We start from the raw sequence: 24,966 nt of genomic DNA, 5'->3' as shown, positions 1-24,966 counted from the left end.
ATGGAAGATAATAGAGTTATAAAAGTTTTTTTGGATGAAGACCCTAAACCTTTCGCCTCATTCGCACCGCCAGTGAAAGTTGTTTTGGATACCACCAAAATTCCAGATGGAAAACATACCTTAAAAATTGTAGCTAAGTCTTCTAGTGGGATAGAAGGTATTCGCGAAATTCCTTTTGTAGTGCGAAATGGTCCCGCAATTTCTGTTGTTGGCCTGAAGGATAATGAAACAGTAGATACTCAAGTACCTCTTATAATAAATGCGTACGGAAGTGAAACGAATGACTTTTTTGTAATTAAGGGTTCTGAAACTCCAAAGGCAATACCTGCTTGGGTATGGGCGCTTTTAATTGCATTTTTTGCCTTCGGTCTGTTTTACCTAATTATGTATTGGAATCCAGATTTGTATAAATCGTTCTTTTAAGTTAAATCTATGAGCGCTTACTTGATTGCTATCAAAGCCAGAATTGAAAAGCCTATTTTAAAAGAGTCTTTATTCTATACCGGGTTCTTGAATATCTTTAAAGGAATGTATCGAAAAACAATTTAAAATGAACTATATTCATCAATTTCGTATACTGTTTAGTTCGACATTGGAAGTATAACCTAAATTAAAATAGCTGCTGAAAGTCGTGCTTTTTGCTGAGGCTATCAGGAATACCTTAATAAAATTCATTCGCGCTTAAAAGTTAAACAGAACGATGTAGGAAACCATCGAAATCAGTATGTAAGAGTTGATTGATTTAGGGTGAATCGTATGGATATTTATAAAATAAAAACGAATAATTGAACGCTGTTCTCAATTTGGCAGCAAATGAATTAATAATTTAGAAAACCTTTAATCTTATGGAAAAGAAGAAACCTATTAAACGTCATATTGCTTTGCAACCTTTAAGTAGGCAACATCATTTTGGCTTATTATTTAGCTGGAAAATTCGAAAAGGATTTCAAAATAATATTGAAATAGGGAGAATGCAAGAATATGCAAAATGGTTTTATAAGCACGAAATAACGCCACATTTTAACGATGAAGAAAAATATGTTTTTCCTATTCTAGATAAAGAAAATGAACTTATTGAACGAGCTTTAAAAGAACACAGGCGAATTAAACGTTTGTTTAATGATAACAAAGATCCCGAAAAAGCACTCAATAAATTAGAGGAAGAGCTAGATGCTCATATTCGTTTTGAAGAACGAATTCTTTTTAACGAAATTCAAAAAGTAGCAACAAAAGCACAACTTGCTAAAATTGAAGAAATTCATAGCAATTTAGAAAAATCACCCGACTATCACGATCCCTTCTGGGAGTGAAAATTCACCCAATAACTATCAAATATTTAGAGATATAGGATTTTCAATATATTCTGACAAAATTGTCATAATTATGATTTAAGTCATACTTTGTTCCTTTTATTCTACTGAAATTTGTTTTATTAATTAAACATAAATAAAAATGCCATGACAACACTTCAAGATAAAACAGTAGCAGATGTAGTTACGGAAAATATTAAAGCCGCTCACGTCTTCAAAAAATATGGAATAGACTTTTGCTGCGGGGGAGGGGTAAGTATCAAAAAAGCATGTGAAAAAGCCGAAATTGATCCTGTTTTAGTAGAAACAGAAATACTTAACTTAGAAAATATTAAAGACCGAGCTTTAGATTTTAACAGTTGGAAACTTGACTTTCTAACCGATCATATTATAAATGTACATCACGGTTATGTGGAAGAAAGTAGCCCTTTATTGCTTCAGTATTCGCAAAGAGTAAATCATGTACACGGACATCATTATACCGAATTAGCCGAAATAGAATCCTTAGTAAAACAAGTGGTTCAAGAATTGGCATCGCACATGAAAAAAGAAGAGTTGATTTTATTCCCATTCATTAAGAAACTTGTAAGAGCAGAACGGGAGGGTACAAAAGTTCCTCCAATACATTTTGGAACTGTTGAAAACCCTATTAAAATGATGGAGGCAGAACACGAAGAAGCAGGTGAAATTCTGCGTAAAATAGCAAAGCTAAGTAACAACTTTACGCCACCTCAAGGGGCTTGTAATACTTATAAAGCGTTTTATTCAAAACTAGAAGAATTTGAACAAGACTTACACCAACACGTACATCTAGAAAATAATATCCTTTTCCCGAAAGCATTAAAACTGGAAAAGACATTAAAAAAATAATTGAGAAATTAATAAAATAGAACTATCACTGAAAAATAATTAGTTTGTTTTTAATACAGTTCGGAAGATTGACAAATAAGATTGTTTAACGTCAAACTCCGAACTGTTTTTTCTTAATTTTACAGCTTGGTAAATTTAAAAAAACATATTGGCATTGCACTTGCTTATTTCCTGCTAGTAGCTCTAATGGGAGTATTGTTAAGGTTATTTTTTGTCACCCCTGTCCAGCTTAATTTTAAGTATATACTTCACGCACATTCTCATACAGCTTTGTTGGGTTGGATTTATTTAGGCTTGACAACTTTAATCTATAAAAATTTCCTTTTTGAGGTAAAAAAACCCAAGTTGTATAAGCGCATTTTTATTTTTACAAATATCTGCATATTAGGGATGCTTGTAACTTTTCCCTTTCAAGGGTATGCCCTGTATTCAATTATATTTTCAACCCTATTTTTGTTTGCTTCCTATTGGTTTACATGGTTTGCGATAAAATACATCCCCGAACATCTTAAACATCGTTTTTCTTGGAAACTTGTAAAAGCTTCTCTTTGGTATTTGGTGTTTTCCAGTATTGGTCCATGGGCTATCGGTGGCGTAATGGCTACCTTAGGCACAGAATCTATATGGTATAAAACATCTATATATTTTTATCTTCACTTTCAATACAACGGTTGGTTTATATTAGCGCTGTTAGGAATTCTGTTCAATGTACTTGAAGAAAAAGGAGTTGTTTTTAAAAGGGAACAGTTAAAATCATTTTTCTTTCTTCTAAATTTTGCTGTGATATTTACCTTATTTCTATCAGTACTTTGGTTTGGACCGCCTAAAATTATATATGTATTGGGATTAATAGGTGCTGTGGCGCAAATCCTAGCCTTTTATGAGCTGTTTTTACTTCTTAAAAGGCAGAGGAGTTTTTTAATTAAAAGTATTTCTCCTCAAGGCCTATTGCTATTTAAAATTGCAGGAGTTTTATTAATTGTAAAAGTGTTCATGCAATTCTTTTCTGCTTTTCCTTATATGGCCGATTTGGCTTATCGACTTAAAGATTTTGTAATCGGTTATTTACATCTTGTATTTCTAGGAATTGTAATCCCCATGATGCTCGCTTTTTTAAATTATTTCCGTCTGCTTAGTATTCCTAAAAGCTTCCTGTGGTTTTTCTTTTTGGCTTTTATTACTACAGAAACTTTAATATTTTATAAAGCCTTTGCTATATGGCTAGGCCTACCTTTTTTTCAGAATTATTACATTCTACTAGCCATCTTAAGTTGTCTTTTTCCAATAGCCGTCGGGATTTTATTTTTCAAACAAATTAAAAGTTTTTATCTTTCTACCTAAATCATTCTAAATTGATTGATTATATATAGCAAGCTTTCATTGTAAAAGCTGATAATAATCATTTAATGAAAGATTAGACTTTGCAATATTTGCACCTATAATTTAATGCATAAATTTCAACCTAATGGGTAACTGTTTCCACTGTGGCGATGCGTGTCGCGACGACGTGATTACACACGACGAAAAGTCCTTTTGTTGCCACGGATGTAAGACGGTTTACGACATTCTACACGATAGTGATTTAGGTTATTATTACGATCTTGAAAAAAATCCAGGAATTTCTCCTAACGAAATCGCGGGTAAATTCGACTTTTTAGACAACCAAACTATTGTTGAAAAACTACTGGAATTTAACGATGGTAAAATGCAAATTGTCTCGTTTGTAATTCCTTCAATACATTGTAGTAGCTGTATATGGATATTGGAAAATTTAAATAAACTCAATCCTTCAATAATTTCATCTCAGGTTAATTTTCCAGAAAAAACAGTTCGAATTTCTTTCTCTTCAGGGGAAGATGCCCTTAAAAATTTAGTGATTTTATTAAGCCGAATTGGCTATGAACCGTATATCTCTTTAGACGATTCCGATAAAAAAGATAAGAATGTAGACCGCAGTTTATTATTTAAATTAACAGTGGCTGGATTTGCTTTTGGAAATATAATGTTCCTTTCACTTCCTGAATATTTTGAAGGATCTGAATTTTGGCTAGACAAATTCAAACCTTTTTTTAGATGGTTGATGTTTGCTTTCTCGCTTCCAGTAGTTTTTTACTCGGCAAGCGGATATTTTATTTCAGCTTATAAAGGACTTCGTTCTAAAATACTAAATATCGATGTACCTATTGCACTAGGTGTCGCTGTGCTTTTTATACGAAGTACTATAGATATTGTAATGGACTGGGGAACTGGTTTCTTCGATAGCTTGGCAGGACTTCTTTTCTTTTTGTTACTAGGGAAATTCTTTCAGCAAAAAACTTACAGCTACCTGTCCTTTGAACGCGATTACAAATCGTACTTTCCTATAGCAGTTACCCGATTGTTTAAAAACCCAGAAGGAAATACCATTGAAGAACAAGCCGAAGTTTATAAAGTTGAAAAAGGCGATCGCTTGTTGATTAGAAACAATGAAATTATCCCTGTAGACGCGATCTTGATAAAAGGAAATGCCCTAATCGATTACAGTTTTGTTACGGGTGAAGCTGAACCAATTTCCAAACAAAGTGGCGACAAGCTTTTCGCTGGAGGAAAACAACAGGCAGGAATTATTGAAGTTGAGGTTTTAAAACCTGTTTCTCAAAGCTACTTAACGCAATTGTGGAGTAACGATGTTTTTAGCAAGGATAGAACAGGAGTTTTCGAATCGCTTACAGACAATATAAGTAAACGCTTTACAGTAACGCTATTAACTATTGCATTTATTGCAACAATTTTCTGGATGGTTGTAGATCCTTCAAAAGCATTTAATGTGTTCACTGCTGTACTAATTGTAGCTTGTCCTTGTGCTATTGCTCTAGCTGCACCATTTACACTAGGTAATGTGCTGCGTATCTTCGGAAGAGAAAAACTGTATTTAAAAGAAGCTTCAGTTATTGAACAAATGGCAAAGTTGGATACAGTAGTATTCGATAAAACCGGTACACTAACTACCAATCAAAAAAACTTAATCACCTATGAAGGTGTAGCACTTACTGAAGAAGAAAAAAAATTACTTACAAGTACTCTCCGTGCCTCTAGCCACCCCTTAAGCCGTTCGTTATACAGCATTTTAGATAAAAACGATATTCAAACCTTAGATGAATTTAAAGAAGAAGTAGGAAAGGGGATTTCTGCATCGTATAATGAAAATAGTATAAAAGTTGGTTCGTATGAATTTGTGGGAGATTATAGCGAAACTCTAGACGAGATTAAAAATAAAACTACTGTTCATATAAGCGCGAATAAAGTATATAAAGGATGTTATATTTTTAATAGTGAATATAGATCTGGAGTAGCCGATGTATTTGAGCAAATAGGCAAGGATAAAGAAGTAATCGTGCTTTCAGGGGATAACGAAGGGGAACGCGAACGCTTAGAAGCAATGTTGCCGCAAGGTATTAAGTTGCACTTCAATCAAAAACCAAACGATAAATTAAATTTTATAAAATCATTACAGCAAGAGGGGAAACGAGTGTTAATGATTGGCGATGGATTGAATGATGCTGGAGCGTTAAAACAGAGTGATGTAGGCTTTGTAATATCCGAAAATACCAACGTTTTTTCTCCCGCTTGTGATGGTATCCTCGATGCATCTAAATTCGATAAAATTCCAGACTATCTCAATTTTTCTAAGAAAGGAGTACAAGTAATCAAATGGGCTTTTGTACTTTCGTTGTTTTACAACCTTATAGGGATTTCATTTGCAGTAACCGGACATTTACTTCCCGTTGTTGCTGCAATTTTAATGCCTTTAAGCTCTATTAGCGTGGTGGTATTTACAACTATTACAACTCAATCGATAGGTAAGAAATTAAGAATGAGTATAAATAAGAAAAGCTGACGATTGTCATATTATAGTGATGATTGTGATAATATTTTTGAATTTGATATTTAAGAAATGACGATAATTTACATGCTCTTAGCGCTCAGCCTTTTAGTAGCGATTATTTTTTTTATACTGTTTGTTTTTTCAGTAAGAAAGGGGCAATACGACGATACGTATACACCATCTGTACGAATGCTTTTTGACGATGAGCTTGTAAAAGAAGATGCCGAACTAACAGGAGATAATGCCGGAAAAAAACTGAATAAAAATAAAGTAAATTTAACCAATCCAGATAAATAATTCTTTTACCATTATGCAAACAGAACAGTTTTACTATGACAATCAGATTGTCAAAAAGTTTATCTATGCTACCATTTTTTGGGGGCTCATAGGTATGAGCGTTGGCTTACTACTGGCTTATATGTTTATGTTTCCGAATATGACAGACGGAATTTCTTGGCTAAGTTTTGGTCGTTTAAGACCATTGCATACCAATGCCGTGATTTTCGCTTTCGTAGGAAATGCAATCTTTGCAGGGGTTTATTATTCCTCTCAACGTTTGCTAAAAGCTAGAATGTGGAGCGATTTTTTAAGTAACCTTAATTTTTGGGGATGGCAGGCAATTATAGTTGCAGCAGCTATTACTTTACCATTAGGTTACACCACTTCAAAAGAATACGCAGAGCTAGAGTGGCCAATTGATGTTGCAATTGCAATAATTTGGGTGGCTTTTGGTGTAAACTTGATTATGACCATGGTAAAAAGACGCCAACGTCACTTGTACGTTGCGCTTTGGTTCTATTTAGGAACATGGGTAACTGTGGCAGTATTGCATATTGTAAATAGTATGGCAATTCCTGTAACAGCATTAAAGAGTTATTCAATGTATTCTGGAGTGCAAGACGCCCTGGTACAATGGTGGTATGGTCATAACGCAGTAGCGTTTTTCTTAACTACACCTTTCCTTGGACTGATGTACTACTTTGTTCCTAAAGCTGCAAATAGACCAGTGTATTCATATAGACTTTCTATTGTTCACTTCTGGTCTTTAATTTTTATTTATATATGGGCAGGACCTCACCATTTATTGTACACTTCACTTCCAGAATGGGCGCAAAACCTAGGAGTTGCATTCTCTGTAATGCTACTTGCTCCATCTTGGGGAGGTATGATTAACGGACTTCTAACCTTGCGTGGTGCTTGGGACAAAGTACGTGTTGATCCTGTACTTAAATTTATGGTTGTGGCAATTACCGGTTACGGGATGGCGACTTTTGAAGGGCCAATGCTTTCACTTAAAAACGTGAACGCTATTGCTCACTTTACCGATTGGATTGTAGCGCACGTTCACGTAGGTGCACTAGCGTGGAATGGTTTCTTAGCCTTTGGTATGATTTATTGGTTGGTACCACGCCTATTTAAAACAAAACTATTCTCAGTTCAATTGGCAAACGCACATTTCTGGATAGGTACTTTAGGTATCATTATGTATGCGTTACCCATGTATGTAGCTGGATTTATGCAAGCTTCTATGTGGAACCAGTTTAACCCAGATGGAACGCTTACCTACGGTAACTTCCTTGAAACTGTTACCCAAATCATGCCTATGTATTGGATGAGAGCAATAGGTGGTAGCTTATATATTACAGGTGCTTTCATTTTGCTTTACAATATTATAATGACTGCCAGAAAAGGTAGTAAAGTTACAGACGAACTTGCAGAAGCTGCTCCATTAACTCCAGTTACTAAAAGACAAACTTCAGGTGAAGGATGGCACACTTGGTTGGAGCGTCGCCCAATTAAATTAACGATTTATGCAACCATTGCAATTTTAATTGGTGGAATGGTGCAAATTATTCCTTCGTTAATGGTGGACGATTATGTTCCGGCAATCTCAAGTGTAAAACCGTATACACCTTTAGAATTAGAAGGTCGTGACATATACATCCGCGAAGGTTGTGTGAACTGCCATACGCAAATGATTAGACCATTTAGAAGTGAAGTAGAACGTTATGGTGAATATTCAAAATCTGGTGAATTTGTTTACGACCATCCGTTTCTTTGGGGAAGTAAGCGAACAGGGCCAGACCTTCACCGTGTAGGAGGTAAATATTCTGATAACTGGCACTTAAACCACATGTACGACCCGCAGAGTACTTCATCAGGATCTATTATGCCTTCGTATAAATGGTTGATTACATCAGAATTAGATAAATCTGATACCGAATCTAAAATGCGTGCATTATCTAAAATAGGTGTTCCATATACAGATGAAGAAATAGCAAGAGCACAAGAATGGATGACTGAACAAGGAACTCAAATAGAAAAGAATCTTTATAGCGACCCAGATTTTGCTTCATCTTATGAGGCAGATAAAAAGTACGCTCAAGAAAACGGGGAAGAATTTGTTGAGATGAAAGACCGTGAAATCGTAGCAATAATTGCTTATCTACAACGATTAGGAACAGATATTAAAGTACAAAACGCCGAAGATGCATCGGCATTAAACGACTAGTTATGTTGAAATTTGTAAAAGGAAACCTAGAGAACATAGACGATGTTCAAATATATCCATTGATATCACTGTTAATATTCTTTTTCTTTTTTGTTGGGCTCTTTTATTGGGTGATTACAGCTAAGAAAGAGCACATTACTGAAGTGAGTAATATTCCATTGGAAGACGATACTAATAACCAAAACGACCAAATACTATGAAAACCGTAATGTCATATTTAAGAGTCATAGGCTTTATGATTCTTGCCTTTTTCCTACTAGAGTTTATAGTAGATTCTGGAGAGGAATGGGCTATAGTTAAATTTCCAATTATCTGGGCCGTTTTAGGCGTGGTGTTTTTCTTTGCTATTGCCTTCGAGATAGTTTCGGCTGCGTTACAGCGTGTTCTCTATACAGGTCTTGACGATGATGCTAAAAAGCGATACGCTACTTTAGAAGAAAATCAATTCGGCTGGATTAAGAAGAAGTACAAAGAAATGCTCGATTCTAAGCCATTAGAAAAAGAGCAGGAGATAGTGTTAGACCATAATTACGATGGTATTCGTGAGTTAGACAATAATCTTCCACCTTGGTGGAAATATCTGTTCTATGCAACAATTGTATTTGCTGGGGTATATCTAGTGTATTATGAAATTTTTGATGGTCCAAATCAAATTGATGAACTTGAAACTGAAATAGCACAGGCAAAAATAGATATCGCTAAATACAAAGAAAATAACAAAGACCTCATAGATGCCAGCACAGTAGAATTTTTAGATTCTCCTTCAGATCTTGCTGCAGGTAAAGCTATTTACACCGATAACTGTGTGGCTTGTCATAAAGACAGTGGAGGTGGAGGTATTGGTCCAAACCTGACAGACGATTATTGGATTTTAGGTGGAGGAATTAAAAATATCTATAATACCATTAGCGAAGGAGGTAGAGCAGGAAAAGGAATGATTGCCTGGAAAACAGATTTAAAACCTAGTGAAATTGCCCAAGTGTCGAGTTATGTAATGACACTTCACGGTACGAATCCAGCAGATGGAAAAGAAGCTGAAGGGGAAATCTGGAAGGATGAAAATTCTTCAAATGATGCTGTTGAAGAAAATGAAACAGCAGATAATACTGAAGTTTAAACAGAGATTGACCCTGTATCAAGAGCTAGTAACTTAGAGTTGATTTTAATATCTTCTCTAAGTTATTAGCATCAATATTACGTTTCACATCAAAAAATAATATCATTGGAAACTCCAGAAAACGAAAGCTTTAGAGATAGCATCGGAACGCTGAATGAAGAAGGAAAAAGAGCTTGGGTGTATCCTAAAAAACCTTCCGGTAAGTACTACGATTACAGAAAGTATGTAAGTTATGTTTTACTAGCATTTCTATTTTCTGCCCCGTTTATTAAAATAAATGGCAATCAGTTTTTGCTATTTAATGTTTTAGAGCGACGCTTTAATATTTTTGGTTTTCCATTTTGGCCTCAGGACTTTTACCTATTTGTTATAATGATGGTAATTGGAGTGGTTTTTATCCTATTATTTACAGCAGCCTTTGGACGTATATTTTGTGGTTGGATTTGCCCGCAAACTATTTTTATGGAAATGGTTTTCCGCCGAGTAGAGTATTGGATTGATGGCGATAGAGGGGCTCAAATTCGATTGGATAAACAAAAGTGGGATGCAGAGAAAATAAGAAAACGAGTTTTAAAGTGGTTTATATTTTTTATTATTTCCTTCTTAATTGCCAATATATTTTTAGCGTATCTAATAGGAAGTGATCGATTAATACAATACATTTTCGAAGGACCAATTGAACATTTAAGTACGCTAATTTCACTATTAATTTTCACAGGTGTTTTCTACTTTATATTCGCTTGGTTCCGTGAGCAGGTTTGTATTATTGCTTGTCCTTACGGAAGATTACAAGGTGTTTTACTAGATAACAAATCTATAGTAGTAGCCTACGACCACAAACGTGGTGAAAAGGAAAAAGGCCGTGCAAAATTCAGAAAAAATGAAGATCGTGAAGCCTCTGGAAAAGGGGATTGTATAGACTGTTTTCAATGTGTTCATGTGTGCCCAACTGGAATTGACATCCGTAACGGTACTCAGCTCGAATGCGTAAACTGTACAGCTTGTATGGATGCTTGCGATAGCATGATGGAAGCAGTTAACTTGCCAAAAGGATTAATAAGATATGCTAGTGAAGAAAATATTGAAAAGAAAGCTCCTTTTAAATTCACGCCGAGACTTAAAGGATATACAGCAGTTTTAGTAATTCTTATAGGAGTACTTACGGGGATGTTGTTCTTAAGAAGTGATGTTGAAGCTAATATTTTACGACTTCCTGGGCAGCTTTATGAGCATAAAGAAAACAATATTATTAGTAATGTATTTACCTATAAGTTGCTGAATAAAACCACTAGAGATATTGAAGACATTCACTTTAAACTTAAATCGCCTAAAGGAGAAATAAAGAGTGTGAAACAAGGTGAAATTATAGTTCCTGCGCAAGATTTAGCCGAAGGAACACTGTTTATCGAAATCAATAACTCAGCCTTAAGTGGTGATAAAAACCGCGCGGTAATTGAAGTGTATAGTGGCGATAAATTAATAGAAACTACAAGCGTTACATTTTTAGGCCCGCGAAGCTATAAGTAATTCTTTTGAATTTAAAAGGAATTGAAATACAGAATTAACAATTAAATAATAATCGTGATGAAGATAAATTGGGGTACAGGCTTGGTGATTGGGATGGTGCTGTTTATATCATTTATACTATTTTTCGTTATAAAAATTAGCACTCAAGATAAATACGATTTCGATTTAGTAACTGAAAATTACTATCAAAAAGAATTGGTGTTTCAAAAAGAAATGGACGACCAAACCAATTCGCATAGCTTAAAGTCTAACGTAAAGGGCAAAAGAACCGCTGAAGGATGGATGATTACCTTTCCAGAGGAAGTTGATTATTCAAAAATAACTGGAACGGTATTGATGTACAGACCATCCAACAAGAAATTAGATTTCGAAATGCCATTAAAACTAACGAGTTCAAGCTTACTTATTCCCGATGAAAAGATGGTAGGAGGCCGATGGAACACTATCGTTCAATGGAGTATCGATGGGGAAGATTATCTATTTAAAGATGAAATTATCTACTAGTATCAATTGAATTATAAACGTAGAATAGCGTACTTAAAATGTTATACACCGCACTTTTATTTGGATTGTTAGGTAGTTTTCACTGCGTGGGAATGTGCGGCCCTATTGCATTTTTATTACCTGTATATAGAACTAATAACCTCAAAAAAATTGGTCAGATTTTTCTGTATCACCTTGGAAGGATATTAGCCTACAGTATAATAGGATTGGTCTTTGGTTTAGTAGGAAAAAGTTTAAACTTATTTGGGATGCAGCAGCAACTCTCAATTTTTATTGGAGTATTAATGATTGCAGTTATCTTTATTCCCACAAAAACTTTTAATAAATACAACTTTTCAAAACCAATTTACAAAGCTGTTTCAAAAGTAAAATCTGCGTTAGGCAAAGAATTAAAAAAGAAAACTCCTGATACGTTTTTAACTATTGGATTTTTAAATGGCTTTTTACCTTGTGGGTTGGTGTATATGGCTGTTTTCGGTGCAATCGCTTCAGGTAATGCGCTTCAAGGGAGTTTGTATATGGCTGTATTCGGATTGGGTACAATCCCATTGATGACCTCTGCTATATACCTTGGAAATTTTCTAAATGGACAAGTGCGCCAACGAATTCGCAAAGCAATTCCAGTACTAGTTGTAATTATTGGGTGCCTATTTATCGTTAGAGGGTTGAGCTTAGGAATACCCTATATTTCCCCAAAACCAATGACTGAAAAAGTAGATTCAAATTTAGACTGTGCGCCAACGCTATCAGACAATAAACTAATTAATAACCAAAAAAATATTTAAGCAATGACAAATTCAATCTTACCATTAGCTAATTGGGGCATGGGTACCGCAATCATCATTTTCTTTGCAGTGCTATGTGTAGTAATGGCTGCCATTGTACTAAACTTTGTTCTTAGAGGAAAGGGCAGTGGTGACCATAATAACACTACAAATTCAGATGAAAAAAAACACTAGCAGGTAAATCTCATCGAGATTCACTACAAACGCTTAGTTTCTTTATTGTGAAAACAACTATTTTGCTAAATCAATTATAGCTTGGATAGTTTCCTTATTATCTACACCAAGACCTTCTTGTTGGTGTACAAGTTCACCCCCTTGATTAAAAACACTTATAATATTTGAGTGCGAAAAATCTATTGGGGAAATTTGTTTGTAGTTAACTGCTAATACTGCAGCAAATTCACGGGTATCTTCTTCGCTACCACGTAGGAAAAGCCATTTGTTATCTTCCATCTGGTTTTCCTTTGCGAAAGCTTTTAAACGCTCAGGAGTGTCAGTTTCTGGATCTATACTTACAAATACATATTGAACATCATCCTTTTTATCATTGGGAATTTGTTTTTCAATATTTCTCATATCCGCAACCAATCTGGGGCAAGCAGCTTGACACGAAGTATATATCATAACCATAGCCAGAACTTTTCCTTGTAGCTCTTTCAATTCAATATCTTCGCCTTCTTGTGTAGTCCAATTAGAAGGAAGGTTATAGATAGACATATCTGAAATAACATTACTCTTAGATTCTTCGGTGTTGTTTTCAGAAATATCTTCAGAATCTTTAACTGCATTATTACAGGAAATCGCAACAAGTGATATCGCAATTAAAATATATTTAAAGTTTTTCATAATCATTTTAAATTTTTATAAGCATAAGGAAAGAGTTTAGAACTTATTCTTCTATATCCTTTACGCATCTAAACCCGAGGTTTTGTGAGCTGTAACGGGCTTTCATACTCCCGCGAAATGCATATCGCATAAAAGCAGCATAATTCATTAAATCTGAAGCGCCAATAGCCGCACTTCCGCAGAAAAGATTAGAGTCTTTATCCTGATCTTTTCGTGATTCCCCCGAAATAAGAACCGTATTAAAATCTTGTGTCCACTCCCATACTAAGCCGTGTAAATCGTATATTCCGTAATAGTTCTTGTACGATTCGCCAATCGGATTTGTATAGGTTTTAGGGGTTTCGTACCAACTTAAAATATATTGATTATAAGATTCAATTCTTCTAGCGTCGGGAACATCTTCGTTTGCCATAGCAGCAAACTCCCATTCGTCAACTGTTGGTAATCGTTTTCCTTGGCATTCGCAATATTTTTTGGCTGCAAACCAAGAAACACTTGTTACTGGAGCATTAGGAAGACCACTATAGGTAATATCATTCTCCCATTTATTAAGATAGCTTTTATCTGCAAAAAGGCTTATTACATTGCTTTTTTTCCATTTTGAATTTTTCTTTACAAATTTTAAGTATTCCTCATTTGTAACAGGATATACGTCCATCATAAATGGATCAACTTTTACCAGTTGGTCTGCCGTTCCGTAGAGCGGTAAAAAAACACCGCCCTTTACTTTGGCCATTTTATCATTTTGAGCAGTAACCTTAACAAATAATAGCGAACAGACTAAGAAAAGGGCGATGTTTAAAAATCTCATTGTAAATTGCTTAATTATCTATTTCTAACAGCTTTTACCATTTCTGGGGTTACATCTGTTTTGTTATTGCCCCAGCTGTTATATACATATGTCAATACGTTTGCAACATCTTCATCGCTAAGGGCCTGTGCGGTCATCACACTATTGTATTTTTTACCGTTAACAGTTATTTCACCTGATTTACCATTTAATACAATATCAATTGCGCGATCTACATCTTCGTTTAAGTAGTCTGCTTTAGCTAAAGGAGGGAAGGCACCTTCAATTCCCTGCCCGTTTGCTTGGTGACAAGCAACACAAGTAGCCATATATTTATCCTTACCAAACTTCATTTTTTCCTCAAAACTCAAGGCTTTAACTTCTTCTTTTTTGTCATCTTTCTTACCTAAACTAGGCATGGATTGAATTACACTACCTTCTGGAAGGTAAATCCCTTCGTAAATCTCTCCAGCAAAAACTTTTTCGTTTTCTTCACCTTCAACGTTTAATACGGCAAGCGCTCCTTTGTTGAATGCTCTAAAAATAGAGTGATCTACCAATATAAATGACCCTGGAACATCTACTTTAAATTCAACTATTGCTGCACCTCCTGCAGGAATTAATGTTGTTTGAACATTGTCGTTTATTAAATCTCCACCTTCAACATGAACTCTGTCAAAAATTTCTCCAATTACGTGAAAAGAAGAGACAAGATTAGGTCCTCCATTACCCACAAATAAACGAATAGTTTCGCCCACTTTTGCCGTTAATGCATTATCTCCTGTCATTGCCCCCACGTGCCCATTAAATACTACATAATCTGCTTTTTCATCAATTGCTTTCTGCATATCAAAAGCTTGTAAACCACGTTCTCCATATTTTCCTTCGGTGTAGAAATCACCCTGCATTATATAATACTCTCTATCTACTGGTTCTAAACCACCTTCTGGCTCAACTAGAATTAAACCGTACATACCGTTTGCAATATGCATCCCTACTGGAGCGGTCGCACAATGGTAAACATATAATCCCGGGTTAAGGGTTTTAAATGAAAAGATTTTCTCGTGACCTGGAGCAACAAATGATGATTCTGCTCCACCTCCTGGACCATTCACCGCGTGAAGGTCGATGTTGTGAGGTAGCTTATTGTCTGGGTGATTTTTTAATTTAAATTCAATTTCATCACCTACACGAGTTCTAATAAAGCTTCCTGGAACAGTACCTCCAAACGTCCAATAAACGTATTTTACACCGTTTACCATCTCGCCTTCTCTTTCTTGAATTTCAAGATCGACGATTAGCTTTTTAGCTTTACGTTTTCCTACTGGAGTAGGAACAAATGGTGGATCGGTTAGTTCTGCTACCATTTCTTGGCTTACAGGAATATCCAAGGCATTTTCATAAGTTTTGCTAGATTGGTCGTTAACACATCCAGTTAAAAAGGCCACTGCTCCAAAGCCTAGCAGCAGTTTTACTACATTTTTTTTCTTAAAATTAATTGTCATAATAGTTGGTTTTAAAGAGTTGATTTATAATTTGGTTGTTTCACTTTTATTCCAAGTGAACAGTGTAGGATTTATTGTAACCATTGCCCAAGCCCAATAATTTGAATTGCCATCAAAATTATTTTTTACAATTTCGGTCCCTTTCGTAGCGAAAAATTGTGAATAACCTAGATGAAATCCAACATCTTCATTCAATTTGTACGAAGTTAATAAATCCAATTCAAATCCTAAATTTTTAGAAGCTTCATTATTTATATCTGCGGCAGCATAGAACTGATGAAGTGCTAAATTGAAATTTGTTTTAGTGTTTAATTTGTATTTTACATTTCCGTAGAGGTCCAATAACCCTACATTATTTAAATGGTTCCCCACATAAAAATAATCCATTAGCCCATTAAACTTATGATTTGTACCATAAAGAGGAGTAAAGGCTTTATTTTCCCTATTTGCTGGCGCACCATAATCATTTCCACTCTGTAACTCGCTTCCTAATCCTATATTTAGATTTGAAGTTGCAGCATAATTCGCTTCTAATGAAAATAAATATGCGCTTAAATCATTATCGGAAACATCTTTACCAAATTGATAGTAGAGATTTGAAGAAAAGTTAAAGTTGTCAATACCAGTTTTTAAGTGTATTCCAGCAGTTTGGCTGTATCGAGTGTCATTTTTAGACGCATCAAGTTCATCGATATATTGAAGTCCGTTATTTAAAAACAGAAAACTTGCTGATAGCCTTTCCCAATTCTTATTTACCCAAATATATTGAAGGCTTTTATAGGTATTTACTGTAAGTATGTTTCCAGTAAGGCTTTCGTTGTCTTGGTTATAAGCTGCCCCAAAATGAAGTTTAAAATAGCTTGGTTCAAATTTTAGAAGTGCAGCGTCGTGGCTTCTTCCTTGCTGTGCCCAGCCAACATTTCCAAAGAAACGCTGATCGTCGTACACTATCTCCTGACGTCCAATTTTAAAATTAAAATCTTTAATCAAAAGTATTTCTGCCCATGCTTGATGTAGTGAAAAGCCATTATTGTCTGCTACATTGAGTTGTGGCACATCTCCCCAAACGCGCACATCTTGCGGACTTAAATACAAATGAAGTTTTTCAGTTTTAAATTCAAAGTTTAATCGTGTTCGTTGTGAAACAAAGGCCGCAGGATCAACATTGTTTGGGTAAAGTGTTTTATAACCATGTCTATGCTCAAATCTAGGACGCAGCTCTGCATCTAAAGTGAATTGCGAATAAACATTGACAGCCCCTAATATCAGGAAAACAAATAATAGCTTCTTAGCAAAACTCATAACCGATAAAATTATTTTCTGACACAAATGTCTGAATATAAAATAAAAAGAAATATGACGGTTGTCACAAAAGCCTTATTAATAACTACTTTAAACAGTCATCGAAAACAGTTGCCTGTCTGGCTGATTTCGCTGTAATAATACATCAAATGCCATGCAGATATTACGAACAAAAGGACGACCTTTTTCTGTTATACGTAAGTTTTTAGCGCCAATTTCTAACAAACCATCAGTTTCCATTTCTTTTAGGTTGCTGAGTACATCTGGTAATTCTGGAAATTGAAGTGAAGTATTTTCCCAAGAAGTTTCTAATCGGCACATCATATTTAAAATGTGTTTTCTAATAATTAGGTCTTCTTCATTTAGCATATGACCGCGATATACTGGAAGAACTCCTTGTTCAACCAAATGTTGGTATTCCTCTACGTTTTTAGCATTTTGTCCAAAACTGTACCAGCTATCACCAATAGCAGAAACTCCAAGTCCTATCATTAACTGCGTCTTGCTTTCGGTATACCCCATAAAATTTCTATGCAATTCTTTATCCTCGACAGCTTTGTATAAGCTATCCGATTTTAAAGCGAAATGATCCATACCGATTTCTATATATCCAGCTTCTTCTAGCATTTTCTTACCAGTTTCATACATTTCTCGCTTCTCTGCTGGAGTAGGTAAGTCTTCTTCTTTAAAACCTCGTTGTCCATTTCCTTTTATCCACGGCACGTGAGCATAACTGTAAAAAGCTATACGGTCTGGCATTAGCTCTTTTGTTTTTTCTATAGAATAAATTACGTGCTCTTTTTTCTGAAATGGGAGTCCAAATATAATATCGTGTCCTACCGAGGTATAACCAATTTCGCGAGCAGTTTCGGTTACTCGTTTTACGTTTACAAAGGGTTGAAGTCTGTTAATCGCTACCTGAACTGTTGGATTATAATCTTGAACCCCATAGCTTACCCTTGTAAAACCACAGTCGTAAAGCGTTTGTAAATGATCGCCTTTGGTGTTGTTCGGATGACCTTCAAAGCTGAATGATGGATTCTCTGCCATTGTTGCATCTCGAAAAATACCTCTAATTAGAATTTTTAAATTTTTTGCTGAAAAAAAGGTAGGTGTTCCTCCTCCTAAATGCAATTCCTTAATAATTGGTCTCTCATTAAATAGCTCAAGATAAAGTCGCCATTCCTTTAAAACAGATTCTAAATATGGTGTTTCAACAGCGTGATTTTTGGTGATGCGTTTATTACATCCACAAAAAGTACACAAGCTTTCACAAAAGGGTAGGTGTATATACACGCTTATTCCTTCTTTAGAATTGCTTTCGGAAAAACTTTGTGATACATTTTTCTTCCATTCTTTTAAGGAGAAGTTAGACTCATTCCAATACGGAACAGTTGGATAACTTGTGTATCTAGGACCAGGAACATTGTACTTTGAAACTAAATTGGAAGTCATATCTAATTTTATTTTGGGTTCAAAATTAGAGCTGTTTGTTTGTTTACTAAATGATTAATATCAGTTTTATTTTTTTTAAACATCTTATCTTTCAGTATGTAAATAAATAGTTTTACGTAACTTTTGTTACAATATATGTTAATTGATTGTTTTAATTTTAGCTTTATCTTTATCTCAACAAAATCATAAGTTATGAAATTTTCATTAATATTTTTTGTTATAATTTTATTATCGGCTTGTAAAAATAATCGTGCCAACTACTCGGAAATAGCACAGAATAATCCTGTGGAAGGTATTGCTAATCAGGAACACCCAGGAAAGAAGTTAATGGAAAATTATTGCAATGTTTGCCACAATCCAAAAACTGCAGAGAAGGACATAATTGCTCCTCCAATGATAGCTGTAAAAATGCATTATATTTCTGAAGAAACCACCAAAGAAGAATTTGTAGGTACAATGCTAGATTGGGCTAAAGAACCTTCAGTAGCGAAATCGAAAATGCCTGGTGCCGTTAAAAAATTTGGTTTAATGCCCTATCAATTTTATCCAGAACAAACTATCAGGCATATTGCCGATTATATATTTGAGAATGATATAGAAGAACCGGTGTGGTTCGATGATCATTATAAAAAAATGCACGGTGACCGACCAAAAATGAAAGGTAAAAAAGGAAATAGTAAGGGGAAAGGGAAGAAAAAAGGAATAGGAAAAAACAATACAATTGAACAACATTCTTCCAAAGAGAAAGGTATGCAAATATCGCAAACCACTAAAGCCGAGTTAGGCAAAAATCTCATGGGACAAATACAAAAAAATGGCGTAATAGAAGCCCTAAATTTTTGTAACGTGCAAGCTATGCCTATTACAGATAGTATGGCAACACTGTACAATGCAACGATAAAGCGCGTAACAGATAAACCGAGAAACCCTAAAAACACAGCAAATTCACAAGAACTAGAATTTATTAATCAATTTAAGACTCAAATTGCAACGGGGAGAGAGGTTGAGCCAATACTTGTGAAAAAAGGTAACAATACAGAATTTTATTTACCAATTGTCACTAATGCTATGTGCCTACAATGCCATGGTTCTCCAGGAAAAGAATTAGAAACTATTACATTAGCTAAAATAAAACAATTGTATCCTTTAGATATGGCCACAGGTTATTCCGAAAATGAGGTGCGCGGTATCTGGAGTATAAACTTTAATAATTAAAATATGAATAACAATCAATCGTATTGGGATGAACGCTATAAACAAGGTAAAACAGGTTGGGATATAGGTTATGTTTCCACCCCGATGGAAGATTATATCGATCAGCTTACCGATAAAAATTTAAAAATATTGATTCCCGGCGGAGGGAATAGTTATGAGGCGGAATACTTATTTGAAAATGGCTTTAGAAATGTTTACATAGCAGACATTTCTTCAATCCCACTTAACAATTTGGCTGAGCGCATACCATCATTTCCAAAAGAAAATTTACTACACACAGATTTCTTTGATTTAAACGATTCGTTCGATCTAATATTAGAACAAACATTTTTCTGTGCGTTAGAGCCCATTTTAAGGAATCGATACGTCGATAAAGCATACGATTTGCTGAAGCCTAATGGAAAAATAGTGGGATTGCTTTTTAATATTCCATTGAACAGTGATGAACCACCATTTGGTGGAAATAAGGATGAGTATATTCCTTTGTTTGAAGATAAGTTTGTATTCGATAAAATGGAAATGGCTTACAATTCTATCCCTCCTAGAGAAGGAAACGAACTGTTTATTAAGTTGCAGAAAAAGTAATTTTAAATTTTATAGCTTTTCGCCATAAGCTAAATCTCCTGCGTCACCTAAGCCTGGAATAATATATCCACGACTGTCTAAACGGTCATCTACAGCAGCTATCCATAAATGTGTATCTGCGGGGAAAATTTTTTCAACGTATTCAATCCCTGGTTTAGCACCTATAACAGATAGTATGTGTATTTGCTTAGGTTTTCCGTGATTTTTTAAAGCTTCCAATACATTTTCCAATGTTTTTCCTGTTGCAAGCATAGGATCTACAAGTATCAATGTTTTTCCTTCTATAGAAGGTGAAGCTAGATAACTAACGATAACTTCAAAGTCATCATCATCATTTGGATGTTCTCTGTAAGCAGAAATAAAAGCGTTTTCAACCGAATCAAAATAATTTAAAACTCCATTGTGAAGCGGAAGTCCGGCACGTAGAATTGAGCATAATACTATTTTGTTGTCAGGAACATATACTTCCTTTTCACCTAGTGGAGTAGTGACCTTAACAGTTTCATAGTTTAAGGTTTTACTAATCTCATAGCTCATAATTTCCCCAATGCGCTCTATATTTCTTCTAAAACGCATTGAATCTTTCTGAATCGAAACATCGCGAAGCTCAAAAATGTATTTACTGATTAAAGAATTCTTTTTGCTGAAATCGTTTATTATCATAATAATTTAGATATGTGTACTAAGATAAAGCATCTTAAAAAAACAAACATACTTATCTAAGAAAAAGACCATCTACTTTTATGCGGATGGTCTTTTAAAATGTATGAATAGTGAATGTTTTAAAGGCTTTTCAAGAAGTCTTTAAAATCCTGTCTATCGTAATCGGCCATTCCTTTGTGAGTAAACACCAATTCTCCTTTTGAATTTATAATATAGGTAGTAGGGATGCTTTGTGACTCATACATTCTTGGCATTGCCGCTATTGGTGCATAAACTTCAAAGTCAAAATTGTTTCTCTTTTTATAATCTATCGCCTTTTCAAACTTACGATCAAAAGAAATCATGAGCACTTCAACTTTATCCTTATCGATGTCGTTGTACATTTTGTTTATGCTAGGCATTTCTGCTACACATGGCGGACACCAAGTAGCCCAAAGGTTTATAAATATTACTTTCCCACGAAATTGTTCCATAGAAACCTTTTCCCCTTTAGAATTTATCAACTGTAAATTGAAATCGGCTTTTGTTGCTGTAGGACCATTTTCTGTAATATCTTCTTCTACTTTTTCAATATCTGGATTCATTGCGCCTGTAGCTAATAATCCACGTTGTGCAAAACCGATGATTTCAGTGTGAATCCCAGAAAAGTAAATTCCGAGTATCACTACAGCGAATATTCCGTATTCGATTAAGTTTTTCTTTATTTTTTTGTTCATATTCAATTTTTTTTAAAAAGTTGTTTTTTATTTAAAAATGTAATCTGTACCTGGCACTGTAGAAAACGAATTCACACCCAAATACTCACAATATGCACGACCGTCCATTTTTGGCGAAATAGGAGAGTGAAGCTTTAAATATTCTTCAACTACTTCGTGAATGGTATAATCCTTAGTTTCAACATCAATTACATTAGGCATTCTACACAGTACGTGATCTGGATCTCCAGGACGTTCGCACGCAGAAATTGTGTAATATCTATTTTCATCAAGTGGCTCGCCATTTACTTCAATAGATATTATTCGTTCATTTTTATCATTCTGACTGTTAAACTCAACTTTCATTCCTGAAAATCGTACTAGCCATCCGCCAAATCGTTCTGTAGCATTTTGTGCAAAAGCGTTATGCATCTCTTTTTCTAACCACATTTTAATTTGCTTCCCTGTAGCTTTCCCTGTTTTTACGGGTTCGTTAACAGGCATGAGGTTCCAAAGGTTGGCACGAGTTATCGCTGCTGGTTTACCATCTTTAGGAACTATTGGATTTCCAAATCTAAACCCGTTAGAAATTGAAATATCTGCGCCAGTTTTCCATCGGGCGGCGTCGGTTATCAAATTATCCATAGGATTTTCAACTGTAAGATATCGATACAATGGCTCGGTTGTGTACCCTACAATAGTTTCAAGGTTTTCTTGATACGGAGCTTTGTTTTTGTTTATTACAGCTTGTATTTCAGGATCCGCTTTATACACTTCCGGGTCTACATCGATAAGTTCATAATCGTCTTTTACCAACTTATTATTTACAAAATATAAGTTTAGCTTGCCTACAAACGACCCAAAAGCACCCGGTTCTGTCACTTTTGCATATGTACCTTGTATGGGTTGTCTAACGCGTTCGTGGGTGTCATTTCCTAGAATATAATCTACATTTTCGGCAATTGGGCTATTGGCCAAGGTAACTTGCTTATAGATACCGATATGTGTAACTAAAAACATCACATCAATTTTCTCATCAACCTTTACCTTATCTATAAACTTTTTTACACTGTTGTCTATCTGACTGAAATTAATTCCTTTACTGAAAATAGGATTCTGCCTAATGGGAACATCCGGATCGTTTATACCAATAAACCCAAGGCGAACACCATTAATCTCCTTTACTAAATATGAAGGGTAAAGATTTTCATTATTGTCTTCATGTTTCATATTCTGAACAATGGTAGGGGTTTCAAATTTTTCATAAACTTCAAGCATTTTTTGCTTGCCGTAAATTACTTCCCAATTACCAGGAATTAACACATCGTAATTCATGTTTTTGATTACATCAGACATTACTTCACCCTCAGAAAAAGCTACGTAACCACTTCCTTGAATTAAATCGCCACCATCAACAATAATGGTTTTTCCAGGGTTTTTCTTTCTTTCTTCGTCAAAAAGCGTTTTTATATGTGCTAATCCGCCACGCTCCTTAAAGACAATCTCGTTGTTTTCCCAGAATAACTCAGGGTGTGGATCTAATTGCCCGTGAATATCTGCTGTTTGTAAAATTGTAATTTTTAAAGTGTCTTGCATATCACTGTTTGCTTGGGGGCTTTTGTTATAAGTAGGGCTGTTCCAAGCTATAAAAGTTGTAACACCCATAATTAAAGCTATATATGTATAAATTCGATTTGGTTTCATTTTGTTTGTTTTATAGACTTAATAATTTATATCCTTTTTTCTGAAGTTGGAAGGCAGTTAAAAAGGCGTTATCTACAACTTCTACTTCTTTAGGTAAATCTTTAGGATCTATTTCTAGATGGTCTAAAGACATTTTGCACACATTCAGACTCACGTTTTGCTTCGTTGCTTGCTTTCGGTTTTCTTCAGTTTCAGAAGTTGTGATTGGCGATACATTTGCCCCATAAAGAATGATTTTAAAGTCTCCAGAGGTGTTTAATTCTTTAGCTGCGAGTAAAATTGGTTTCAGCTGTTCAGGATTTGAAGTGAGTACAACAAAATTATCTGTAATTTGCTGTTTCTGAGCTGTAAAACTAAAACTTACTAAGGCGATAAGTACTAAAAATATATTTTTCATAATTTAAAATTTTTATAGCCCTAAGCTTAAATATCCTTTTTGTTGAAGCTTTAGGTTGTGTAAAATTCCGTTGTCTATTATTTCCATTTTCTTCGGAAGTTTTTTAGGATCGACATTAAATTTCTTTAATGAAAATCCACAGGCAACGATTTTTGCACCTATCTTTTTTGCTTCTTTAAGGTGAGGGTTCATAGTTTCCAAATCGGTTAAATTGCCAATTTCCTTTCCACAAACAATAATTTCGAAATTCCCGAAGTTTTTTCCATCTTCTTTTGAAAGTTCTTTTGCAGCCAAAAGTATGGGCTTGAGTTGTTGTACTTTTTTTGTGAGTACTACATAGTTTTGTTTTTCAGTTTCTTGTGCAATTGTGTTTTGTGTATTTCCCAAAAGCATAAATAGAGAAAGTATAAAAGTTGAAACAAGTGTTTTCATCGTTGTTGTATTTTGTTGTTATTAAAGTTGTTTAAAATAAAAAAGAGTAGACCTCCAGCGATTGCGATATTTTTAAAAAGTGGCCCTAGACTGTTTACTTGTCCTATCTGAATGGTTATAGTTATTGGGATAAGCACAGCGAGTAGTACCATAGCTGCCCATCGGGTTTTAAAGCCTATTAAAAAGCTAACCCCTGCCGCTAGCATAACAATTCCTGATAGGATTACTAATAGTTCAAGGTTGCCAAAAATTTCGGCAAAGCCTTTTAATTTAGCCATCTGAATACGGTTTACCGTTTTTTCGATTTCAATTAAGTGATTGGCTCCCGCCATTAAAAATATTCCGCTTACCATAATGCGTAATACTTGCACAGAGCGCTTGCCAACGGTTAGCGTTGGATTCATAGATATATAGGTTAAAGATTGATAGATACTTTATCGATAGCGAAATCTATTCACCTATAAAATCGGGTGTTGCTAAATCGATAAAAAATAAAATGCCTGAAAATGTTTATGATAGGCGAGGAGGAAGGTAGTTTCGTTCGTCAAACAAGTTTAATTTGAGGAACTCCTTAAAAGTGAAATTCTCATAGTTGTCTTGACTGTAAACCAGAGTGAATTCAGGGTTTATAAAGTCGACAAATGATGAACATATAATTGATATTTGAGCCTGCTGTTCGTGCTGATACTCGATTACTTCGGCTTTTGAATCGGCAACTGTAGATGTTTTGTTTTTGCAATAAGGTTTTACAAACGTGATATTATCTGTAACAAAATGCGCGAAACCGCTATAACTATTAAAGACCAAACTCATCAGGATAAGTCCGGCAAAGATAAAAGCTATTGCGTTTTTAGGTTTCATTACTAGCAAATCTAAATAATACTTTA

The 24,966-nt window shown here is 34.8% G+C and carries 27 protein-coding genes; 15 read left to right on the top strand and 12 right to left on the bottom strand.

Annotation, left to right across the window (positions count from 1 at the left end; all coding sequences use genetic code 11):
- The 13 genes from RT250_RS12835 to RT250_RS12775 all read left to right on the top strand — a co-directional run bounded on the left by RT250_RS12835 (position 1) and on the right by RT250_RS12775 (position 12,664).
- Entirely contained in the window at positions 1-423 is a 423-nt protein-coding gene (locus tag RT250_RS12835; protein WP_313115211.1) for a cytochrome C, read from the top strand.
- A gap of 422 nt (positions 424-845) precedes the next feature.
- Positions 846-1,310: a hemerythrin domain-containing protein gene (locus RT250_RS12830; RefSeq protein ID WP_313115210.1), complete on the top strand. Its 465-nt coding sequence runs from the start codon at positions 846-848 to the stop codon at positions 1,308-1,310.
- 147 nt (positions 1,311-1,457) lie between these two features.
- Positions 1,458-2,180 carry an iron-sulfur cluster repair di-iron protein gene (gene ric, locus RT250_RS12825; RefSeq protein WP_313115209.1) on the top strand — a complete coding sequence of 241 codons (723 nt, stop codon included), beginning with the start codon at positions 1,458-1,460 and terminating at the stop codon, positions 2,178-2,180.
- 345 nt (positions 2,181-2,525) lie between these two features.
- Complete coding sequence (locus tag RT250_RS12820; RefSeq protein ID WP_313115207.1) at positions 2,526-3,521, top strand: hypothetical protein; 996 nt, start codon at positions 2,526-2,528, stop codon at positions 3,519-3,521.
- Between the two features lie 124 nt (positions 3,522-3,645).
- On the top strand, positions 3,646-6,057 hold the full coding sequence (locus tag RT250_RS12815) for a heavy metal translocating P-type ATPase (RefSeq protein ID WP_313115206.1): 2,412 nt from the start codon (positions 3,646-3,648) through the stop codon (positions 6,055-6,057).
- A gap of 57 nt (positions 6,058-6,114) precedes the next feature.
- Positions 6,115-6,342: a cbb3-type cytochrome oxidase assembly protein CcoS gene (gene ccoS / locus RT250_RS12810; RefSeq protein WP_313115205.1), complete on the top strand. Its 228-nt coding sequence runs from the start codon at positions 6,115-6,117 to the stop codon at positions 6,340-6,342.
- Between the two features lie 13 nt (positions 6,343-6,355).
- Positions 6,356-8,557 carry a cytochrome-c oxidase, cbb3-type subunit I gene (gene ccoN / locus RT250_RS12805; RefSeq protein WP_271424889.1) on the top strand — a complete coding sequence of 734 codons (2,202 nt, stop codon included), beginning with the start codon at positions 6,356-6,358 and terminating at the stop codon, positions 8,555-8,557.
- A 2-nt stretch (positions 8,558-8,559) separates the two neighbouring features.
- The gene (locus RT250_RS12800; protein WP_139856585.1) at positions 8,560-8,757 is read left to right on the top strand and encodes a CcoQ/FixQ family Cbb3-type cytochrome c oxidase assembly chaperone; all 198 of its coding nucleotides are present in this window, start codon (positions 8,560-8,562) and stop codon (positions 8,755-8,757) included.
- Positions 8,754-9,674: a cbb3-type cytochrome c oxidase N-terminal domain-containing protein gene (locus RT250_RS12795; RefSeq protein WP_313115203.1), complete on the top strand. Its 921-nt coding sequence runs from the start codon at positions 8,754-8,756 to the stop codon at positions 9,672-9,674. Before RT250_RS12800 ends, RT250_RS12795 begins: the two co-directional genes overlap by 4 nt.
- Positions 9,675-9,779: 105 nt before the next feature.
- On the top strand, positions 9,780-11,201 hold the full coding sequence (gene ccoG / locus RT250_RS12790; RefSeq protein WP_313115202.1) for a cytochrome c oxidase accessory protein CcoG: 1,422 nt from the start codon (positions 9,780-9,782) through the stop codon (positions 11,199-11,201).
- Positions 11,202-11,258: 57 nt separating this feature from the next.
- Positions 11,259-11,705: a FixH family protein gene (locus RT250_RS12785; RefSeq protein ID WP_313115201.1), complete on the top strand. Its 447-nt coding sequence runs from the start codon at positions 11,259-11,261 to the stop codon at positions 11,703-11,705.
- A 38-nt stretch (positions 11,706-11,743) separates the two neighbouring features.
- Positions 11,744-12,490, top strand: coding sequence for a sulfite exporter TauE/SafE family protein (locus tag RT250_RS12780; RefSeq protein ID WP_313115200.1), 747 nt, complete (start codon positions 11,744-11,746; stop codon positions 12,488-12,490).
- Between the two features lie 3 nt (positions 12,491-12,493).
- Positions 12,494-12,664, top strand: a complete 171-nt coding sequence (locus tag RT250_RS12775; RefSeq protein ID WP_313115199.1) for a hypothetical protein — start codon at positions 12,494-12,496, stop codon at positions 12,662-12,664.
- A gap of 57 nt (positions 12,665-12,721) precedes the next feature.
- Here the strand turns inward: RT250_RS12775 and RT250_RS12770 are convergent, their stop codons facing one another.
- From RT250_RS12770 to hemN, 5 genes are all read right to left on the bottom strand, one after another.
- A complete protein-coding gene (locus tag RT250_RS12770) occupies positions 12,722-13,336 on the bottom strand; it encodes an SCO family protein (RefSeq protein ID WP_313115198.1) in 615 nt (204 codons plus the stop codon).
- A gap of 43 nt (positions 13,337-13,379) precedes the next feature.
- The gene (locus RT250_RS12765) at positions 13,380-14,147 is read right to left on the bottom strand and encodes a formylglycine-generating enzyme family protein (RefSeq protein WP_313115197.1); all 768 of its coding nucleotides are present in this window, start codon (positions 14,145-14,147) and stop codon (positions 13,380-13,382) included.
- A gap of 14 nt (positions 14,148-14,161) precedes the next feature.
- On the bottom strand, positions 14,162-15,631 hold the full coding sequence (nirK, locus tag RT250_RS12760; RefSeq protein ID WP_313115196.1) for a copper-containing nitrite reductase: 1,470 nt from the start codon (positions 15,629-15,631) through the stop codon (positions 14,162-14,164).
- A 24-nt stretch (positions 15,632-15,655) separates the two neighbouring features.
- Entirely contained in the window at positions 15,656-16,933 is a 1,278-nt protein-coding gene (locus RT250_RS12755) for an alginate export family protein (RefSeq protein WP_313115195.1), read from the bottom strand.
- Positions 16,934-17,023: 90 nt separating this feature from the next.
- The gene (hemN, locus tag RT250_RS12750; protein WP_313115194.1) at positions 17,024-18,388 is read right to left on the bottom strand and encodes an oxygen-independent coproporphyrinogen III oxidase; all 1,365 of its coding nucleotides are present in this window, start codon (positions 18,386-18,388) and stop codon (positions 17,024-17,026) included.
- A 192-nt stretch (positions 18,389-18,580) separates the two neighbouring features.
- Here hemN and RT250_RS12745 point away from each other — a divergent pair, with 192 nt between their 5' ends.
- A complete protein-coding gene (locus RT250_RS12745; protein ID WP_313115193.1) occupies positions 18,581-19,603 on the top strand; it encodes a Tll0287-like domain-containing protein in 1,023 nt (340 codons plus the stop codon).
- A 3-nt stretch (positions 19,604-19,606) separates the two neighbouring features.
- Entirely contained in the window at positions 19,607-20,188 is a 582-nt protein-coding gene (locus tag RT250_RS12740; protein ID WP_313115192.1) for a methyltransferase domain-containing protein, read from the top strand.
- A 9-nt stretch (positions 20,189-20,197) separates the two neighbouring features.
- Here RT250_RS12740 and upp read toward each other — a convergent pair whose 3' ends face one another.
- The 7 genes from upp to RT250_RS12705 all read right to left on the bottom strand — a co-directional run bounded on the left by upp (position 20,198) and on the right by RT250_RS12705 (position 24,940).
- Positions 20,198-20,851: a uracil phosphoribosyltransferase gene (gene upp, locus RT250_RS12735; RefSeq protein ID WP_313115191.1), complete on the bottom strand. Its 654-nt coding sequence runs from the start codon at positions 20,849-20,851 to the stop codon at positions 20,198-20,200.
- Positions 20,852-20,970: 119 nt separating this feature from the next.
- Positions 20,971-21,567 carry a TlpA family protein disulfide reductase gene (locus RT250_RS12730; RefSeq protein WP_313115190.1) on the bottom strand — a complete coding sequence of 199 codons (597 nt, stop codon included), beginning with the start codon at positions 21,565-21,567 and terminating at the stop codon, positions 20,971-20,973.
- Positions 21,568-21,594: 27 nt separating this feature from the next.
- Entirely contained in the window at positions 21,595-23,250 is a 1,656-nt protein-coding gene (locus RT250_RS12725; protein WP_313115189.1) for a bifunctional metallophosphatase/5'-nucleotidase, read from the bottom strand.
- 10 nt (positions 23,251-23,260) lie between these two features.
- Entirely contained in the window at positions 23,261-23,647 is a 387-nt protein-coding gene (locus RT250_RS12720) for a DsrE family protein (RefSeq protein WP_313115188.1), read from the bottom strand.
- A gap of 12 nt (positions 23,648-23,659) precedes the next feature.
- Positions 23,660-24,079: a DsrE family protein gene (locus RT250_RS12715; protein ID WP_313115187.1), complete on the bottom strand. Its 420-nt coding sequence runs from the start codon at positions 24,077-24,079 to the stop codon at positions 23,660-23,662.
- Entirely contained in the window at positions 24,076-24,483 is a 408-nt protein-coding gene (locus RT250_RS12710) for a DoxX family protein (RefSeq protein ID WP_313115185.1), read from the bottom strand. The genes RT250_RS12715 and RT250_RS12710 overlap by 4 nt, the downstream gene beginning before the upstream one ends.
- A gap of 106 nt (positions 24,484-24,589) precedes the next feature.
- Positions 24,590-24,940 (bottom strand): hypothetical protein, encoded by a 351-nt coding sequence (locus tag RT250_RS12705; RefSeq protein WP_313115184.1) that lies wholly within the window; start codon positions 24,938-24,940, stop codon positions 24,590-24,592.
- Positions 24,941-24,966 lie beyond the last annotated feature (26 nt).

The sequence above is a fragment of the Aequorivita sediminis genome, assembly GCF_032080575.2.
Taxonomy (GTDB): Bacteria; Bacteroidota; Bacteroidia; order Flavobacteriales; family Flavobacteriaceae; genus Aequorivita; species Aequorivita sediminis.
Note: the sequence above shows the minus strand (reverse complement) of the source record. Positions and strands in the feature narration are given on the sequence as shown.

Coding starts and splice junctions, on each gene's coding strand:
- RT250_RS12835 (WP_313115211.1), top strand. CDS start 1: ATGGAAGATAATAGAGTTATAAAAGTTTTTTTGGATGAAGACCCTAAA.
- RT250_RS12830 (WP_313115210.1), top strand. CDS start 846: ATGGAAAAGAAGAAACCTATTAAACGTCATATTGCTTTGCAACCTTTA.
- ric (WP_313115209.1), top strand. CDS start 1,458: ATGACAACACTTCAAGATAAAACAGTAGCAGATGTAGTTACGGAAAAT.
- RT250_RS12815 (WP_313115206.1), top strand. CDS start 3,646: ATGGGTAACTGTTTCCACTGTGGCGATGCGTGTCGCGACGACGTGATT.
- ccoS (WP_313115205.1), top strand. CDS start 6,115: ATGACGATAATTTACATGCTCTTAGCGCTCAGCCTTTTAGTAGCGATT.
- ccoN (WP_271424889.1), top strand. CDS start 6,356: ATGCAAACAGAACAGTTTTACTATGACAATCAGATTGTCAAAAAGTTT.
- RT250_RS12800 (WP_139856585.1), top strand. CDS start 8,560: ATGTTGAAATTTGTAAAAGGAAACCTAGAGAACATAGACGATGTTCAA.
- RT250_RS12795 (WP_313115203.1), top strand. CDS start 8,754: ATGAAAACCGTAATGTCATATTTAAGAGTCATAGGCTTTATGATTCTT.
- RT250_RS12785 (WP_313115201.1), top strand. CDS start 11,259: ATGAAGATAAATTGGGGTACAGGCTTGGTGATTGGGATGGTGCTGTTT.
- RT250_RS12780 (WP_313115200.1), top strand. CDS start 11,744: ATGTTATACACCGCACTTTTATTTGGATTGTTAGGTAGTTTTCACTGC.
- RT250_RS12775 (WP_313115199.1), top strand. CDS start 12,494: ATGACAAATTCAATCTTACCATTAGCTAATTGGGGCATGGGTACCGCA.
- RT250_RS12770 (WP_313115198.1), bottom strand. CDS start 13,336: ATGAAAAACTTTAAATATATTTTAATTGCGATATCACTTGTTGCGATT.
- RT250_RS12765 (WP_313115197.1), bottom strand. CDS start 14,147: ATGAGATTTTTAAACATCGCCCTTTTCTTAGTCTGTTCGCTATTATTT.
- nirK (WP_313115196.1), bottom strand. CDS start 15,631: ATGACAATTAATTTTAAGAAAAAAAATGTAGTAAAACTGCTGCTAGGC.
- RT250_RS12755 (WP_313115195.1), bottom strand. CDS start 16,933: ATGAGTTTTGCTAAGAAGCTATTATTTGTTTTCCTGATATTAGGGGCT.
- hemN (WP_313115194.1), bottom strand. CDS start 18,388: ATGACTTCCAATTTAGTTTCAAAGTACAATGTTCCTGGTCCTAGATAC.
- RT250_RS12745 (WP_313115193.1), top strand. CDS start 18,581: ATGAAATTTTCATTAATATTTTTTGTTATAATTTTATTATCGGCTTGT.
- RT250_RS12740 (WP_313115192.1), top strand. CDS start 19,607: ATGAATAACAATCAATCGTATTGGGATGAACGCTATAAACAAGGTAAA.
- upp (WP_313115191.1), bottom strand. CDS start 20,851: ATGATAATAAACGATTTCAGCAAAAAGAATTCTTTAATCAGTAAATAC.
- RT250_RS12730 (WP_313115190.1), bottom strand. CDS start 21,567: ATGAACAAAAAAATAAAGAAAAACTTAATCGAATACGGAATATTCGCT.
- RT250_RS12725 (WP_313115189.1), bottom strand. CDS start 23,250: ATGAAACCAAATCGAATTTATACATATATAGCTTTAATTATGGGTGTT.
- RT250_RS12720 (WP_313115188.1), bottom strand. CDS start 23,647: ATGAAAAATATATTTTTAGTACTTATCGCCTTAGTAAGTTTTAGTTTT.
- RT250_RS12715 (WP_313115187.1), bottom strand. CDS start 24,079: ATGAAAACACTTGTTTCAACTTTTATACTTTCTCTATTTATGCTTTTG.
- RT250_RS12710 (WP_313115185.1), bottom strand. CDS start 24,483: ATGAATCCAACGCTAACCGTTGGCAAGCGCTCTGTGCAAGTATTACGC.
- RT250_RS12705 (WP_313115184.1), bottom strand. CDS start 24,940: ATGAAACCTAAAAACGCAATAGCTTTTATCTTTGCCGGACTTATCCTG.